Source organism: Amycolatopsis sp. CA-211722, from assembly GCF_056828465.1.
In genome coordinates, this window is the sequence record NZ_CP184752.1 from 7,855,014 (window position 1) to 7,869,681 (window position 14,668).

At 68.0% G+C, this 14,668-nt stretch carries 11 protein-coding genes; 4 read left to right on the top strand and 7 right to left on the bottom strand.

Annotated elements, in window-relative coordinates:
• Positions 1-82: 82 nt before the first annotated feature.
• Complete coding sequence (locus tag ACOCEP_RS35985; RefSeq protein ID WP_482334043.1) at positions 83-1,066, bottom strand: LysR family transcriptional regulator; 984 nt, start codon at positions 1,064-1,066, stop codon at positions 83-85.
• Between the two features lie 88 nt (positions 1,067-1,154).
• Here ACOCEP_RS35985 and ACOCEP_RS35990 point away from each other — a divergent pair, with 88 nt between their 5' ends.
• Together ACOCEP_RS35990 and ACOCEP_RS35995 are read left to right on the top strand one after the other, a co-directional pair.
• A complete protein-coding gene (locus ACOCEP_RS35990) occupies positions 1,155-1,304 on the top strand; it encodes a hypothetical protein (RefSeq protein WP_482334045.1) in 150 nt (49 codons plus the stop codon).
• Positions 1,305-1,387: 83 nt separating this feature from the next.
• Positions 1,388-1,702, top strand: a complete 315-nt coding sequence (locus ACOCEP_RS35995; RefSeq protein ID WP_482334046.1) for a hypothetical protein — start codon at positions 1,388-1,390, stop codon at positions 1,700-1,702.
• A gap of 115 nt (positions 1,703-1,817) precedes the next feature.
• On the opposite strand, the gene ACOCEP_RS36000 is transcribed toward ACOCEP_RS35995, so the two are convergent.
• The 4 genes from ACOCEP_RS36000 to ACOCEP_RS36015 all read right to left on the bottom strand — a co-directional run bounded on the left by ACOCEP_RS36000 (position 1,818) and on the right by ACOCEP_RS36015 (position 6,414).
• The gene (locus ACOCEP_RS36000; RefSeq protein ID WP_482334048.1) at positions 1,818-3,005 is read right to left on the bottom strand and encodes a cation:proton antiporter; all 1,188 of its coding nucleotides are present in this window, start codon (positions 3,003-3,005) and stop codon (positions 1,818-1,820) included.
• Between the two features lie 91 nt (positions 3,006-3,096).
• Positions 3,097-5,367, bottom strand: a complete 2,271-nt coding sequence (secD, locus tag ACOCEP_RS36005) for a protein translocase subunit SecD (RefSeq protein ID WP_482334050.1) — start codon at positions 5,365-5,367, stop codon at positions 3,097-3,099.
• Between the two features lie 54 nt (positions 5,368-5,421).
• The gene (locus ACOCEP_RS36010; protein WP_482334051.1) at positions 5,422-5,808 is read right to left on the bottom strand and encodes a hypothetical protein; all 387 of its coding nucleotides are present in this window, start codon (positions 5,806-5,808) and stop codon (positions 5,422-5,424) included.
• A gap of 30 nt (positions 5,809-5,838) precedes the next feature.
• Positions 5,839-6,414 carry a TetR/AcrR family transcriptional regulator gene (locus ACOCEP_RS36015; RefSeq protein ID WP_482339881.1) on the bottom strand — a complete coding sequence of 192 codons (576 nt, stop codon included), beginning with the start codon at positions 6,412-6,414 and terminating at the stop codon, positions 5,839-5,841.
• Positions 6,415-6,495: 81 nt separating this feature from the next.
• On the opposite strand from ACOCEP_RS36015, the gene ACOCEP_RS36020 reads away from it, so the two are divergent.
• A complete protein-coding gene (locus ACOCEP_RS36020; RefSeq protein ID WP_125682618.1) occupies positions 6,496-6,825 on the top strand; it encodes a rhodanese-like domain-containing protein in 330 nt (109 codons plus the stop codon).
• Here ACOCEP_RS36020 and ACOCEP_RS36025 read toward each other — a convergent pair.
• The gene (locus ACOCEP_RS36025; RefSeq protein WP_482334053.1) at positions 6,816-7,466 is read right to left on the bottom strand and encodes a maleylpyruvate isomerase family mycothiol-dependent enzyme; all 651 of its coding nucleotides are present in this window, start codon (positions 7,464-7,466) and stop codon (positions 6,816-6,818) included. The genes ACOCEP_RS36020 and ACOCEP_RS36025 overlap by 10 nt on opposite strands.
• Positions 7,467-7,571: 105 nt before the next feature.
• Here ACOCEP_RS36025 and ACOCEP_RS36030 point away from each other — a divergent pair, with 105 nt between their 5' ends.
• Positions 7,572-7,985 carry a RidA family protein gene (locus ACOCEP_RS36030; protein ID WP_482334055.1) on the top strand — a complete coding sequence of 138 codons (414 nt, stop codon included), beginning with the start codon at positions 7,572-7,574 and terminating at the stop codon, positions 7,983-7,985.
• A 222-nt stretch (positions 7,986-8,207) separates the two neighbouring features.
• On the opposite strand, the gene ACOCEP_RS36035 is transcribed toward ACOCEP_RS36030, so the two are convergent.
• The gene (locus tag ACOCEP_RS36035; protein ID WP_482334056.1) at positions 8,208-14,588 is read right to left on the bottom strand and encodes a DUF7927 domain-containing protein; all 6,381 of its coding nucleotides are present in this window, start codon (positions 14,586-14,588) and stop codon (positions 8,208-8,210) included.
• Positions 14,589-14,668 lie beyond the last annotated feature (80 nt).

Here is a 14,668-nt window from a genome sequence, read left to right on the forward strand (position 1 = left end):
GAGGCACCCGCCACGAATGGTACATACCATTTAGGTCATATCCACCCCAGTGGACTGGACCTTTCGACCGCTTCCGCGCAGGTCAGCGCATCCCCGCGTCCGTGTAGTCCACGCCGTACCCCGGGTTCAGCTCCAGATACTTCGAGTAGGTCGGCCGCCGGTCGATCAGCTCGCCGTACACCGCGCGCGACAGCGCGATCATCTCCGCGGCGAACGGCCCCATCTCCCCGCGCTCCGACCAGCCGACGAGATTCCGCCAGCTCAGCGGGTTTCCCGCGATCGGGACCGCGACGATACCCGGGATCTCGTGGAACAACGGCTGGCACAACACCACCGCGTGCCCGGATTCGACCATCTCGATACAGGTCAGCACATCGGTTTCGTACAGCGAACGCGGTGTGAAACCCGATCTCGCGCAGGCGGAGGCGAAACAGTCGCCGAAACATCCGTCGCCCGGCGTCGCGCACCACCGTTCGTTCGCGAGCGCGCCGAGCTCGACTTCGGGCCGCTGCGCGCGCTCGTCCCGCGCCGACATCAGCACGAACACCGGATGATGCGCGAGCGTCCGCCAGCGGAGACCGGGCTCCGGCGGTGGCGCGGCGTCACCGCAGACGCCGACGAAGGCGAAGTCCAGCGCGCCCTCCGCGGTCATGTCCGCCAGTTCGTTGGCCGACCACGACGTATGCGTGGCGACATGGATGTCGGGATGGGTGGTGCCGAGGCGTTGCAGGAGCGCCCCCAGCATCGGCCCGGTCGCCGAACCGAGCCGCAGGGTCACCGGCTCACCGGTACCGGCGTGCTGGGCGAGCCGCGCCGCCTCGTCGTGCAGCGACGACACGGCGGGGAGCACCATCTTCGCCCGGTCGAGGACGAGGAGGCCGAGCGCGGTCGGCCGGGTGCCCGTGTGGTCGCGCAGGAACAACTTCCCGCCGAGGGTCCGTTCGATGCGCTTGAGTTGTGCGGTCAGTGCAGGCTGGGCCATTCCGAGCGTGTTCGCCGCCTTGGTGATACTGCCGAGTTCGGCGATCGCGCACATGATGCGCAGGTGGCGCAGTTCCAGCTCCATCCCTCTACGTTAGTAGACATAACTGGACTGGACCAGACAATCGGTTGAGCCAAATGGCTTCGTATCGCTTGGTTCGGCGATGCCATCGATGTCAGGAACCGACGACAATCTGGATCTGTACGTACTGGGCACCGTCGCACTGGCGTTCACCGTCCTCGCCGGTGAGGCGGAGGCGTTGGGGAACAGCGCGGCTCCGCACGACCCGACCGTCGGGGATGTGGAGACCGCGGGCAACTGAGCCGGTAACGGTTCGAAAACGACGCCCGCCCCGGCCGATTCCCCTCTCCTAAAGTGCCTTCTTCCGCACCCAGGGGAGGGTTCGTGCACATCCACGCCAGACGCCGTTCCATCAGCTTCAGCGGCCGGTCGGTCACCATCAAGGCCGCCGTCAAGGGGCTCAACGACAAGAAGCACACGTTCACCGTCGAGAAGATCAGCGGTATCGAGAACATCCCGCCGACGGCGTTCAAGCCGGGAATGCTCGTCTTCGACGTGAAAGGCGCTTCCAAGGCCATCGTCGAGGACGTGCCCATGTACGCCGACAAGGTCGACATGAACACCTTCACTTACGGCGGCATGAATTCGAAGCACGTGAAGGAGCTCGAGGCGGCGATCAGGAAGGCGATGAGCGGCTGACCGGGGGTCACCCGGCGCCACCACGAGCCGAGGCGTGTCGCGAAAGCCACTTTCGCGACGTCAGATGTCCCGAAAGTGGCTTTCGCGACGCCCTTGGCCGGCTGACAAGGCGCCGTCAGGTCCTCTTCGACTTGCGGTTCAGGAACGCCGAGGCCCCGACACCGTGCGCGGCGACACTCAGCAGCACGGTCACCGCCATGACGCTCAACGCGACGTCCGCCGCGTCGCCGTCGAGTGAGTTGAAGGCGAGCAGGCCGAACACGATCGACGCCGCGCCGCGGGGGGCCAGCAGGCCGATGGTCATCCGGTCCTTCCACCGGAAGTCCGTCCGCAGCAGGGTGAGCAGCACCGGGATCAGCCGCGCGACGGTCAGCGCGACGACGCTGACGAGCACGATGCCCCACGTGAGGCCGAAGGACAGCACCAGCACCGCGGTACTGCCGAAGACGAACCACATCAGCAGCCCGCACAACGAACTGACGTCCTCGGCCAGCCCGAGTTCGTCTTCGGTCGGATGACGGGCCGTCTTGTAGGCGATCCCGCAGATGAACGCGGCGACGAAGCCGTTGCCGCCGATCGCGACGGCGGCGGTGTAGGTCAGCAGCGGCAGGGCGACGGCCGCGACCCGCGCGGAATGCCGGGTCGACCAGCCGTGCCGGGCCGTCACGTTCATCGTCACCGCGGCCACCGCGCCGATGACGGAGCCGGCCAGCACGGCCAGCAACGCCGCCGGGATCGCGGCCCGCAGCGCCTCGCCCGGCGTGTTCGCCTGGTGGTGGCTCCCCGCGAGGGTGAGCGCGAAGATGAACACCGGGGCGACGACGCCGTCGTTGTAGCCGCTCTCGACGTTCAGCAGATGCCGCACGCGCTCGGGTACCCGGACGTCGTGCACCACGGACGTCGCCGGCGCGAAATCCGTCGGGGCGATGATGCAGGCGATCAGCAGGACCGCCGCCCAGCCGAGGCCCGGCAGCGCCAGCAGGCCGACCCCCAGGACGATCAGGATCGTCAGCGGCAGCGCGATCACCAGCAGCCGCACCGCGGTCTTGGCGTCGTGACCGAGATAGCCGCCCTTGACCGCGGTGGCGTCCACGAACAGCAGCAGCGCGAGGATCAGTTCCGCCGCGTTGAGCGCGATCTCGGTGTTGAGCCCGTTGCCGAGATCGTTACGGGTGGTGAACCCGATCGCCAGCCCGGCCGCGACCATCGCCATCGGCGCGGTGATCTGCCACCGCTCCAGCCTGGCCGCGGTCATCGTCCAGGCCAGCACGACGACCGCGCCGACGAGCACGCTCTGGATCATCTCCCCGCCCCTCGTTCCCGGTGGACTCCCCTGCCACCGGGAACGAGCTTAAAGGCCGGACCGGGCACGGCGGTCCACAAAGGAACGTCGATCACACCACCGCGCCGTTGTCGTCCCGCTGTCGGGTCGGCGACGCCTTCCTGGCCGGGCGTCCGGCTCCTGGCCACCGCTTGTCCAGCAGGATCGCGACGGGACCGGCAGTGGCCACTGTGGACACTGTGCCCGCGACGAGACCGAGCAGGAGCGCGAGGGCGAAGTCGGCGAGCGATCCGTCCCCGAGGAACAGCAGCGCCCCGAGGACGAACAGCACCCCGATCCCGGTGTTGATCGTCCGCGGCAGCGTCTGCAGCACCGCCGTGCCGACGACCCGCGAGAACGGCTCTTTGCGGCGTTGCCCCCGTACCTCCCGCACCCGGTCGAAGACCACCACCGAGTCGTTGACCGAGTAGCCGATCACCGTCAGCAGCGCGGCGAGGAAGACACCGTCCATGGATTTGCCCAGCCAGGCGAAGATCCCGAGGATGATCAGGACGTCCTGGGCGAGCGCGGCCACCGTGGCCACGCCGAGCCGCCAGTCGAACCGCACCGCCAGGTAGATCAGCTGCGCCAGCACCGCGAGACCGAGCGCGATCACCGCCTTGGTGCGCAGTTCGGCGCCGAGGCTCGGGCCGATCTGCTCGTCGCGGATCTCGGTGGCGTCGCCGGCGACCCCGGCGACGGCGGTCCGGATCCGTTCGGTGGCGTCTTCGTCGATCGGCTCGGTGCGGACGGAGATGTCCTTCTCCCCGGACATCTGTACTACGGCGCGAGGGAATCCGGCGTCGGACACCGCGTCGCGAACCCGTTCGACGTCGGCGGGCGCCGAGGTGCTGTATTCGACGACCCGGCCACCGGTGAATTCCACGCCGAGATTCGGCCCCGCCACGAACAATCCCGCGATCGCGGCGATGACGACCGCGCCGGCCACCATCAGCCAGCGCTTCGGTTTCCCGAGGAAGCCGGGGTCACGGCGATTCACCCACCGGCGGACCCGGCCCTCGTGCGTGAGCCCGGACAGCCGCGGTTTCCGCGCGACCGGACCCCGCATCGTGAGGTGCAGCAGCAGACGCGTGAGCACGAGCGAGATGAACAACGCCACGACGACACCGATGGACAGCGTCACCCCGAATCCGCGCACCGGGCCGGACGCCAGCCAGAACAGCAGACCCGCGGCGAGCAGGGTGGTCACGTTCGAATCGACGATCGCCGACAACGCCCCGCTGAACCCGCGGCCGACCGACCGCGGCAGCGAACCTCCCCGTTTGACGGCGTGTTCCTCTCTCGCCCGTTCGAAGACGAGCACGGTCGCGTCGACGGCCATACCGATCGCCAGGACGAACCCGGCGAGCCCCGGCAAGGTCAGGGTCGCTCCGACGGCGAGCAGCGCGGCGTAGGACACGGCGGCGTACGCCACCAGCGCGCCCACGGCGATCAGGCCGGCCAGGCGATACACGGCGAGCAGGAACAGCGCGGTCAGCGCCAGGCCGATCACCGCGGCGCGGGCGCTGGCGTCGATGGCGGCGGCACCGAGCGTGGGCCCGACGGTGCGCTGCTCGATGATCTCGACCGGGGTCGGCAGCGCGCCGGCGTTGATCAGCAGCGCCAGATCCTTGGCCTCGGCCGGCGAGAACCGCCCGGTGATCTGCGTGCTCCCGCCGACGATCCCGACCCCGCAGGCGACCTGCGGGCTCACCTGCGGCGACGAGATCACCTTGTCGTCGAGCGCGATCGCCACCCGGCGGGTGGGATCACCCGGCGGTGAGCACGCGGCCTGCCCGGTCAGCCGCTCCCAGGAACGACCGGCGTCCCCCTTGAAGTCGACCGAGACCAGCCAGCCGCCGCCTTGGGAGTCGACCGACGAGAGTGCCTCGTCGACACCTTCACCGGTCAGCGCGGCAGGTCCCAGCGTGATCGGCTGCCCGCTCTCGTCGTCGAGGACCCGGGAATCCGCGGTGCCGGGGGCGAGCACGGGATGGAAGGACAGCTGCGCGGTCCGGCCGATCACCTCGACGGCCTCGCGCGGATCCCGGACGCCGGGCAGTTCGACGATGATCCGGTTGTCGCCGGAACGGGCCAGCATCGGCTCGGCGACACCCAGCGCGTCGACCCGTCGGCGCAGGACTTCGAGCGTCCGGTCGGTGGTCTGGGCGTCGGCGGTGACGGTGGGCGAATTCTTGGTCTCCAGCACGATCTGCGTGCCACCACGCAGATCGAGTCCCAGTCTGGGGGCGGTGGTCAGCAACAGGTAGACGGTCGCGGCGAGAACGACCAGCGAGACGACGGCTCGCCCGGTCATTCCTCGCCGCGCGGTTTCGCGCGGCACGAAGTTCTCCTTGTGATTTCCCGGTCCGGGCGCGCGAGTGCGCGCCCGTCAGCTTCAGACGGCTGCCGGGAAAGGAGGAGCGCGATCGCCCAGCGCGAGGCGGTTCGCCGTGCGCGAGACGGGAGTGGCTTCGTCGTGGAGTTCGTCGAGGCGGAGCAGCGTCGTGGACGCCGGCCCGTGCGGGACGGTGCCGAAGAGAGGCAGGTCACCGTGACCGTGCACACCCAGCAGGGCGGGTTCGGCGGCGAGCCTGCCCGCGGCGCGCACCGGCGCGACGGCCTTGGAGACCGAGGAGTCGACCGTCGCGTTCGACGGCCGCGGTTCGTCCGCCGAGGCGGAACCGCCCGAGTGGAGCGCGAAGAGCAGGCCGAGCGCGGTCAGCACGGCGGCGAGCAGCACCGGCACGGCCTGCCTGGCCGTCCTTCGGCTCGCCACCATCATCGACACACTCCCGGGGTTCTCGCCGACACCCTACTGGGATCCGGCCGCCCGCCACAGGCGCGTGATCCCGGCACGGACGCGGTCCTCCCCCAGTTCGGGCAGCAACGCCGTCAGATGCTCGGCCGCGAGCGGGGCCAGCAGGGCGTGCGCGGCGTGCTCGGGGTCGGGCGTGCCGCCGAGCAGGATCGCGACGTGCCGGTGCCAGAATCGGTAGGCCCCGATGCGGTAGCGGGCCCCTGGCGCGGCGGTCTCCGACATCCGTACGAGCGGCAGGTGTTCGAGTACGTAGCCGACGTACGCGTCGGCGAAGGCCACGAGCCGTTCGGCCGGCGGAGCGCCGGGCCCCAGCGGGGGCGGGCCGTGCAGGATCCCTTCCTGGAGCAGGCGTTCCCGCGCGTCCAGCAGGGCGACGGCCAGGCCCGCCTTGTCGCCGAAGCGGCGGAAGAGCGTGCCCTTGCCCACTCCCGCGGCGGCCGCCACCTGATCCATCGACACCGCGTCGACGCCGTGCTCGGCGAACAACGCCGCCGCCGCGTCCAGGATCGCGGCGCGATTGCGCGCCGCGTCGGCACGCTCCTTGGGCGGCGGCGTGCGCAGGAGTTCCAGCGACGTTGCAGAAGCGGACTGCGGTCCGTTATGGTCGTGAGGCACATCCGGACTATAGTCCGATTAACTGGAGGTAGCGACATGACCGCACTCATCACCCGTGACGAACTGAAGGCCGCGATCGACGCGAAGACCGTGACGGTGGTCGACGCACTGGGTGGCGAGTACTACGCCAAGCAGCATCTGCCCGGCGCCGTTCCCCTGGTTCTCGCCGACGTCGACGCGCACGCCGCGACCGTGCTGCCCGATCGCGGCGCCGCCATCGTCACCTACTGCTCGAACCCCGCCTGCCCGAACAGCGGCCAGGTCGCCGACCGGCTCACCGCCCTCGGCTACACCGACGTCCGCAAGTACCGCGAGGGCATCGAGGACTGGGCCGGCGCCGGCCTGCCCCTCGAGTCTCAGTCCTGAGAAAGCACGCGCTTCCGCAGGATCGGGACCCCGTCGCCGTCGAGTTCGGCGAGATAGGCCACCCGTCCGGTCATGGCCATGATCAGTGCCAAGGTCGTACCCGAGACGAGCGGCCCGGACCCGGTGACGAAGGGGCCATCGGTGGCTCGCAACCGCAGCCCGCCGATGCGTCCCTTCGCCACCACCACCATGTCCGAGCCTCGGTAGTACCCGGCCAGCGCGGTGAGCACGTCGATCGGGTGATCGCGGCGGATGCCGAGCGGACGGCGGATATCCTCGCCGTGCACGATCGTCTCGCCGAGCATCGCCATCTTCGGCAAGGGCGGTTTCGTCGTGCTGGTGACGACGCCGCGGAACCGCTCCAGCGTCTCGGCGCCGTCGTCCCCCAGCTGCTCGGCCAGCCGCATGGCGACCTGCTTGTCGAAATCCCACCGGCAGCGGATCACCCCGGCCATCCACCGCAGCGGGGTGAGGCTCGCGGCCGAGGTCAGATGCGCGAGCACTTCGCGAACCGTCAACCCTTCGCACAGCGACGGTGTCTCCCATCGCTCCTCGGTGAGGTCCGCCAAGTCGTCCGCCAGCGCCGCCCGCTCGGCGTGGATCAGCGGCCAGACCTCGGTCTTCACTCTCGAATCCGGCATCCGGAGTCCCTCCAGTAGTCGTCGTCGAGGGTGGGACTCCCGACGCGGCCCGGAATCATCGGTACCTCCCAGACGTTTTCCTCGGCGAACGAGAGAAGGAGACCGATGATCCATCGTTGGAGCCCGGAGGCCGTCGCTGCGCCGATCGGTCCGTACAGCCATCTGGTCCGTGTGCCCGCCGACCACGAACTCGTGGTCGTGTCCGGTCAGATCGGCATACTGCCCGACGGCGAACTGGCCGGGCCCGACGCCGAGTCCCAGACGCGCGCGTTGCTCGGCAACCTCGAACGGCTGCTCGAAGCCTCGGGTGCCGGACCGGAACACCTGGTCAAGGTGTTCAGCATGGTGTCGGGCACCGAGCACCTCCCCGGGTTCCGCACGGCGATGCGCGAGGCCTTCACCCGCTGGTACCCGGCGGCGGACTGGCCCGCGCAGTCACTGATCGTCGTGGCAGCACTCGCGAAGCCGGAGCTGGTCGTCGAGGTCGAAGCGCTGATCGCGATACCGAAGGCCGCGTGAAAGGTCCACAAGGGACATTTCACGTCAACCGAACGCCCGGTTGATGCGACAATGTCCGATTCCAGGTGTGGTCGTGAGCGGTAAAGACGGTTAGAACGATCATTGCCACTCACGACCCACCCGGGCCGAGCCGGTACTTTCGCGTGACCGAGCGGACGACACGCGTGTCGTCCATCCAGACACACGTGTCGTCCCTCTGGTCACGCGAAATCGCCCGCTGTCCTAGGACTCCCGGCGCCTCCGTCCGGCGAGGAGCAGCAACGCGCCGATCGCCAGCATGCCCAGCGCCAGCACCGTCATCGCCTTCACCGGCGAGCCGGTCACGGCCAGCCCGGGCGGACGCGGGGTCGTCGGCGGCTGCGGGTTCGGCTTCTCCGGCGGCTGCGGCGTCGGGGGCTCCGGCGGAACCCGGGTGTCGGTGCCGCAGTCGGGGTTCTCCGAGCCCGGCGGGCAGTTGCCGCCCGGGGTGTCCGACGTGACGACGTTGCGGAGGCGGTGGTCTCCGGTCGCCGGCTTCCGCACGGTGACGGCGTAGGTGATGGTGGCCTTCTCCCCCGGCTTGAGCGCGCCCTTCCACTCGAGCTTCGGCGCGGAGTAGGCCACCGTTCCGGTACTCGCCTTCGCCGTGCCGTCGAACGTGGCGTCGTCGAGCACCTGGGTCAGATCGTCGGTGAACGTCGCGTCGTCGACGGCGGCCTGCCCGGTGTTCCCCACCGTGACGGTGTACGTGACGACCTCGCCCGGTTTCGCCTCCGTCTTGTCGACGGTCTTCTTGATCTTCAGGCTGGACAGCGGCGTCGTCGTGCCGCACTTCGGATCCTTGCTGCCCGGCGGGCAGTTGCCGCCCGGGGTGTCGGAGGTGATGACGTTGGCCAGCTTGCCGTCACCGTCGGTCTTGGTCACCTTGACGCTGTAGGTGACCGTCGCCGTCTGCCCGATCTCCAGATCGCCGGTCCAGGTCAGCTTCGGTTCCTCGTAAGTCACCGAACCGATCGTGGCCGCACCGTCCTTCTGGAACACGGCGTCGTCGAGCACCTCGGTGAGGTCGTCGGTGAACGTCGCACCGGTCAGCTTCGTCTTGCCGGTGTTGCGCACGGTCACCGTGTACTTCACGACGTCGCCCGGGTTCGCCGTGGCCTTGTCCGCCTTCTTCTCCAGCGAGAGACCGGGCACCGGGGTGACGGTCGAGCACGCCGGGTCGTCGGACTGCGGCGGGCAGGTGCCGGGCGTGTTGGTGCTGACGGTGTTCCTCAGTTCGTGGTCGCCCGTCACGGGGTTCTTCACCTTCACCGAATACTTCAGCGTGGTCGACGCGCCCACCGGGAGATCACCGGCCCACACCAGGTTCGGCGCGGCGAAGGCGAACTCACCGGCGACCGGGGCCGCCACGGCGTCGTCGGAGTAGTCGGCGTCGTCGAGCACCTCGGACAGGTCGTCCGTGACCCGGGCGGCGTCTTCGCCGGTCAGGTCAACCTTGCCGGTGTTGGTGACGGTGACGGTGTAGGTGACGACGTCACCGGGGTTCGCGGTCTGCTTGTCCGACGTCTTCTTGACCGTCAGTTCACGGGACGGCACGTCCGCGACACAGTTCGGGTCGGTCGAATCCGGCGGGCAGTTGTTGCCCGGGGTGTCCGAGGTGACCACATTGGACAGCTTCTTGTCACCGGGGTTCGGATTCTTGATCTTGACCGTGTAGGTGACGGTCGAGGTCTGCCCGATCTCCAGTGTGCCGGTCCACGTCAGCTTCGGCGCCGCGTACGTGACACCACCGATCGTCGCCGCGCCGTCGTTCTGGTAGTCGGCGTCGTCCAGGACTTCGGTCATGTCGTCGGTGAAGGTGGCGTTGTCCTGCTTGGTCTGCCCGGTGTTGGTGACGGTGATCGTGTACTTCACCGTGTCGCCGGGATCGACCGACTTCTTGTCGGCGGTCTTCTTGATGAGCAGTCCGGAGATCGGAGTGGTCGTACCGCAGTCCGGATCGGTCGACCCGGGCGGGCAGTTCCCACCGGGGGTCTCCGAAGTGACCACATTGGACAGCTTCTTGTCACCGTCGCCCGGGTTCTTCACCTGGACCGAGTAGGTCACGGTGGAGGTGGCGCCGATTTCGAGGTCGCCGGTCCACGTCAGCTTCGGCGCCGCGTAGGTGACGCCGCCGATGGTCGCCGCACCGTCGTTCCGGTACACGGCGTCGTCGAGAACCTGCGTGAGGTCGTCGGTGAACGTGGCACCGGTGAGCTTCGTCTGGCCGGTGTTCTTCACCGTGACCGTGTACTTCACGACGTCACCCGGGTTCGCCGACTGCTTGTCCACCGACTTCTTGATCTCCAGGCCCGAAACGGGCGTCGTCGTGCCGCAGTCCGGATCGGTCGAGCCCGGCGGGCAGTTCCCGCCCGGCGTCTCCGACGTCACCACGTTCTTGAGCAGATTGTCGCCGGTGTTCGGATTCTTGACCTTCACCGAATACGTGACCGTCGTCGTGGCACCGACTTCGAGGTCACCGGTCCACGTGAGCTTCGGCGCCGCGAAGGTCACGCCGCCGATCGTCGCGGCACCGTCGTTCTGATAGTCCGCGTCATCCAACACCTGCGTCAGGTCATCGGTGAACGTCGCACCGGTCAGCTTCGTCTGACCCGTGTTCTTCACCGTGACCGTGTACTTCACGACGTCACCGGGGTTCGCCGACTGCTTGTCCACGGTCTTCTCGATCGACAGACCTGACACCGGCGTCGTCGTGCCACACTTCGGATCCGTCGACCCCGGCGGGCAATTCCCGCCCGGTGTCTCCGACGTGACCGTGTTGACGAGCTTCTTGTCTCCGGGAGCCGGGTTCTTGACCTTCACCGAATAGGTCACCGTCGACGTGGCACCGATCTCCAGGTCGCCGGTCCACGTCAGCTTCGGCGCCGCATACGTGACACCACCGACCGTCGCCGCACCATCATTCTGATAATCCGCGTCATCGAGAACCTGCGTCAGGTCATCGGTGAACGTCGCACCAGACAACTTCGTCTGACCCGTGTTCTTCACCGTCACCGTGTACTTCACGACATCACCCGGGTTCGCCGACTTCTTGTCCACGGACTTCTCGATCAGCAAACCCGACACCGGCGTCGTCGTGCCACACTTCGGATCCGTCGACCCCGGCGGACAATTCCCGCCCGGCGTCTCCGACGTCACCACGTTCTTGAGCAGATTGTCGCCGGTGTTCGGGTTCTTGACCTTCACCGAATACGTGACCGTCGACGTGGCACCGATCTCCAGATCACCAGTCCACGTCAACTTCGGCGCCGCATACGTGACACCACCGACCGTCGCCGCACCATCATTCTGATAATCCGCGTCATCCAACACCTGCGTCAGATCATCGGTGAACGTCGCACCAGACAACTTCGTCTGACCCGCATTCTTCACCGTCACCGTGTACTTCACGACGTCACCGGGGTTCGCCGACTTCTTGTCCACGGTCTTCTCGATCGACAGACCTGACACCGGTGTCGTCGTGCCACACTTCGGATCCGTCGAACCCGGCGGACAGTTCCCACCCGGTGTCTCCGAAGTGACCACATTGGACAGCTTGTTGTCACCGGTGTTCGGATTCTTGACCTTCACGGTGTACGTAACCGTCGACGTGGCACCGATCTCCAGATCACCGGTCCACGTCAACTTCGGCGCCGCATACGTGACACCACCGACCGTCGCCGCACCATCATTCTGATAGTCCGCGTCATCGAGAACCTGCGTCAGGTCATCGGTGAACGTCGCACCAGACAACTTCGTCTGACCCGTGTTCTTCACCGTCACCGTGTACTTCACGACATCACCCGGGTTCGCCGACTTCTTGTCGACCGACTTCTCGATCAGCAAACCCGACACCGGCGTCGTCGTGCCACACTTCGGATCCGTCGACCCCGGCGGGCAATTACCACCCGGCGTCTCCGACGACACCACGTTCTTCAACCGATTGTCGCCCGTGTTCGGATTCTTGACCTTCACCGAATACGTGACCGTCGACGTGGCACCGATCTCCAGATCACCAGTCCACGTCAACTTCGGCGCCGCATACGTGACACCACCGACCGTCGCCGCACCATCATTCTGATAATCCGCGTCATCCAACACCTGCGTCAGATCATCGGTGAACGTCGCACCAGACAGCCTCGTCTGACCCGTGTTCTTCACCGTCACCGTGTACTTCACGAGATCGCCAGGGTTCGCCGACTGCTTGTCGACCGACTTCTCGATCAGCAAACCCGACACCGGCGTCGTCGTCCCACACTTCGGATCCGTCGACCCCGGCGGACAATTCCCACCCGGCGTCTCCGTCGTCACCACGTTCTTCAACCGATTGTCGCCCGTGTTCGGGCTCTTGACCTTGACCGTGTAGGTGAACTCCGCGCTCTGCCCCGCCGTGAGCGTGCCCGTCCAGGTCAGCTTCGGCTCCGCATACGCCACCGCCCCGGGTGACGCGGTGGCGTCGTTCTGGTAGACCGCGTCGTCCAGCACCCCGGTCAGATCGTCGACGACCTTGAGGTCCGCCGCGGTCACCTTCCCGGTGTTGGCGACGGTGACCTTGTAGCGCACGACGTCACCGGGGTTCGCGGATTCCTTGTCCGCGGTCTTCGTCACCATGTACGACGGCGGTGGCACCTTGGTCTTCGCGCACGCGGCGGCGGGATCGTCCGGGCAGCGGTTGTCCGGTGGGACGACCGGCGGCGGCCCGGCCGGGACGTTCGCGCGGTTCACCAGTTCCTTGCCGATGGCGGCCTCTTCGACCTTCACGCGCACCGTCAACGTGGCCGTCTCCCCGACGGCGAGTCCGTTCACCGCCCAGTCGATCGGCCCGGTACCGGACGCGGTGCCCTTCGACGGCGTGGAGGACACGTAGGTCGTCCCCGGCGGCAAGGTGTCGCGCACCGTGAACGCGGGCACGGGGATCACCCCCGTGTTCCGCACGGCCACCTGATAGGTCAGGGTGTCGCCCGGGACGGCCTCGGCGAGGTCGACCGTCTTCGTCAGCTGGTATCCGGGCGAGGTGACCGTGTTCCGCACCGTGTTCGACGTGCGTTCCTGCGGCCGCCCGGTGTCCTCGCCGCGGAAGGTCAGCTTGGCGGTGTTGTCGAGTTTGGTGCCGTCCGGCACCGAGGCACCGACCTTGACCTTGAAGTCGACCTTCTGCGCTTGCCCCGGCCTCAGGTTCCGCAGGGTGCAGGTGACCAGCTGACCGGCGGCCGAACAGTTCGGATTGGACCCGGCCACGAACGTGACCCCGTCGGGCAAGGTGTCGGTGAGCACCACGTTCGTCGCGGTGTCGAGGTCGGTGACGCTGCCATCGGCGTGCCGGTTGGCGACGTCGAAGCTGTAGGTGATCTCCCCGCCCTTGGTGACGTAACCCGGCGGACTGTCGTCGGTGTTGCCGACCGGATCGTTGGCCTTGGTGATCTGGAGGTCGGGTTCGAGCGCGTCGGTGACGAGCCAGATCGTCTGCGGGTACAGCGCGTCGCCGACCGTGCCGATCTTCACCTGGAGCGCGGTGGTCCCCGCGGGGACCTTGCCGGTGATGTCGACGCTGCGGGAGTCGTAGCCGACGTTGTTCACCGGGTTGGGGTCGCGCGAACTGACGCTGGTGCCCGAGCCGGTGGCCGTGACCCGGTCGATACGGCTGCTGAACGCGTTGTTGGTCGCCACGCCACCCGGCGCGGGCATGGCGATGGTCTGGAGACTCGCCGCGTTCGGGCCGACCTGGAGGTAGTCGCCGGTGATGGGCGCGTCGCCGTCACCCGCGACGATGCCGAGTTCGACGTTGGGCTGGCGCGAGGTCGGCGCCTTGATACCGCTCAGCGCGATGGTCGCCGAGCTCGGCGTGGTGCCGCCGGCGACCCGCTGCAGACCGTCCCACACCTGCAGGTAACGCAGCGGCTCACTGGGCAGCTCGTAGGCGACCACCAGCGACCAGCCACCCCAGCAGCCGAGGTTCGTCCCGCTGATCGACTGACCCTGGCAGGCCTGGATGTCGGCCACCGTGTACTGCCCGGTGCCGGCGTTCGCCACGAGAGACGTGACGTCGGCCGCGCCGCCGTAGGCGTACAAAGTCGGGAAGCCGCCCGTGGTCGTCGCGGGGAACCAGTCGTAGGTCTCGGCGGTGATCCGCTGGTAGGTGCCGGACCCCGGGGTCTTCATGGAGACCTGGTCGCCCCGGCTGCCGTCGCCGGAGGTTCCGCTGCTGGCGACCGGGTTGAACTGCCAGTACAGGCGGGCGTTGAGCACCTTCGCGCCGGCCGGGACGTTCAAGCTCGCCGCGGACGCGGTGTTCCCCGGTGCGGCCGGGTCGGTCTTGATCCACGACACCGGGCTCGCGTTGCTCGCGGACTCGGTACAGGCCACACCGACACCGCACTGCACGACGGAGTTGGCGGCCATCGTGATCCCGCCGTGTGCCAGCCCGGAGTACACCGGTTCCGGCCCGATCGGCCGTTCGGTGCCCGCCCCGCGCGGCTGGATCTGGGCGGCAGCGGGCAAGGGCGCACCCATCAGCAGCGCCACGACGGCCACCGTGAGCACCGCCAGGCCCCGGCGCCACCGATTCCGCCCAGGACGTTCCGCCATGCCGCCTCCGCCTCACCCCTCGCTCCCGTCGGCCCAGGTCAGGACGGCGGGGACAGCGAGCCCAAGTGATCGTCATCCTG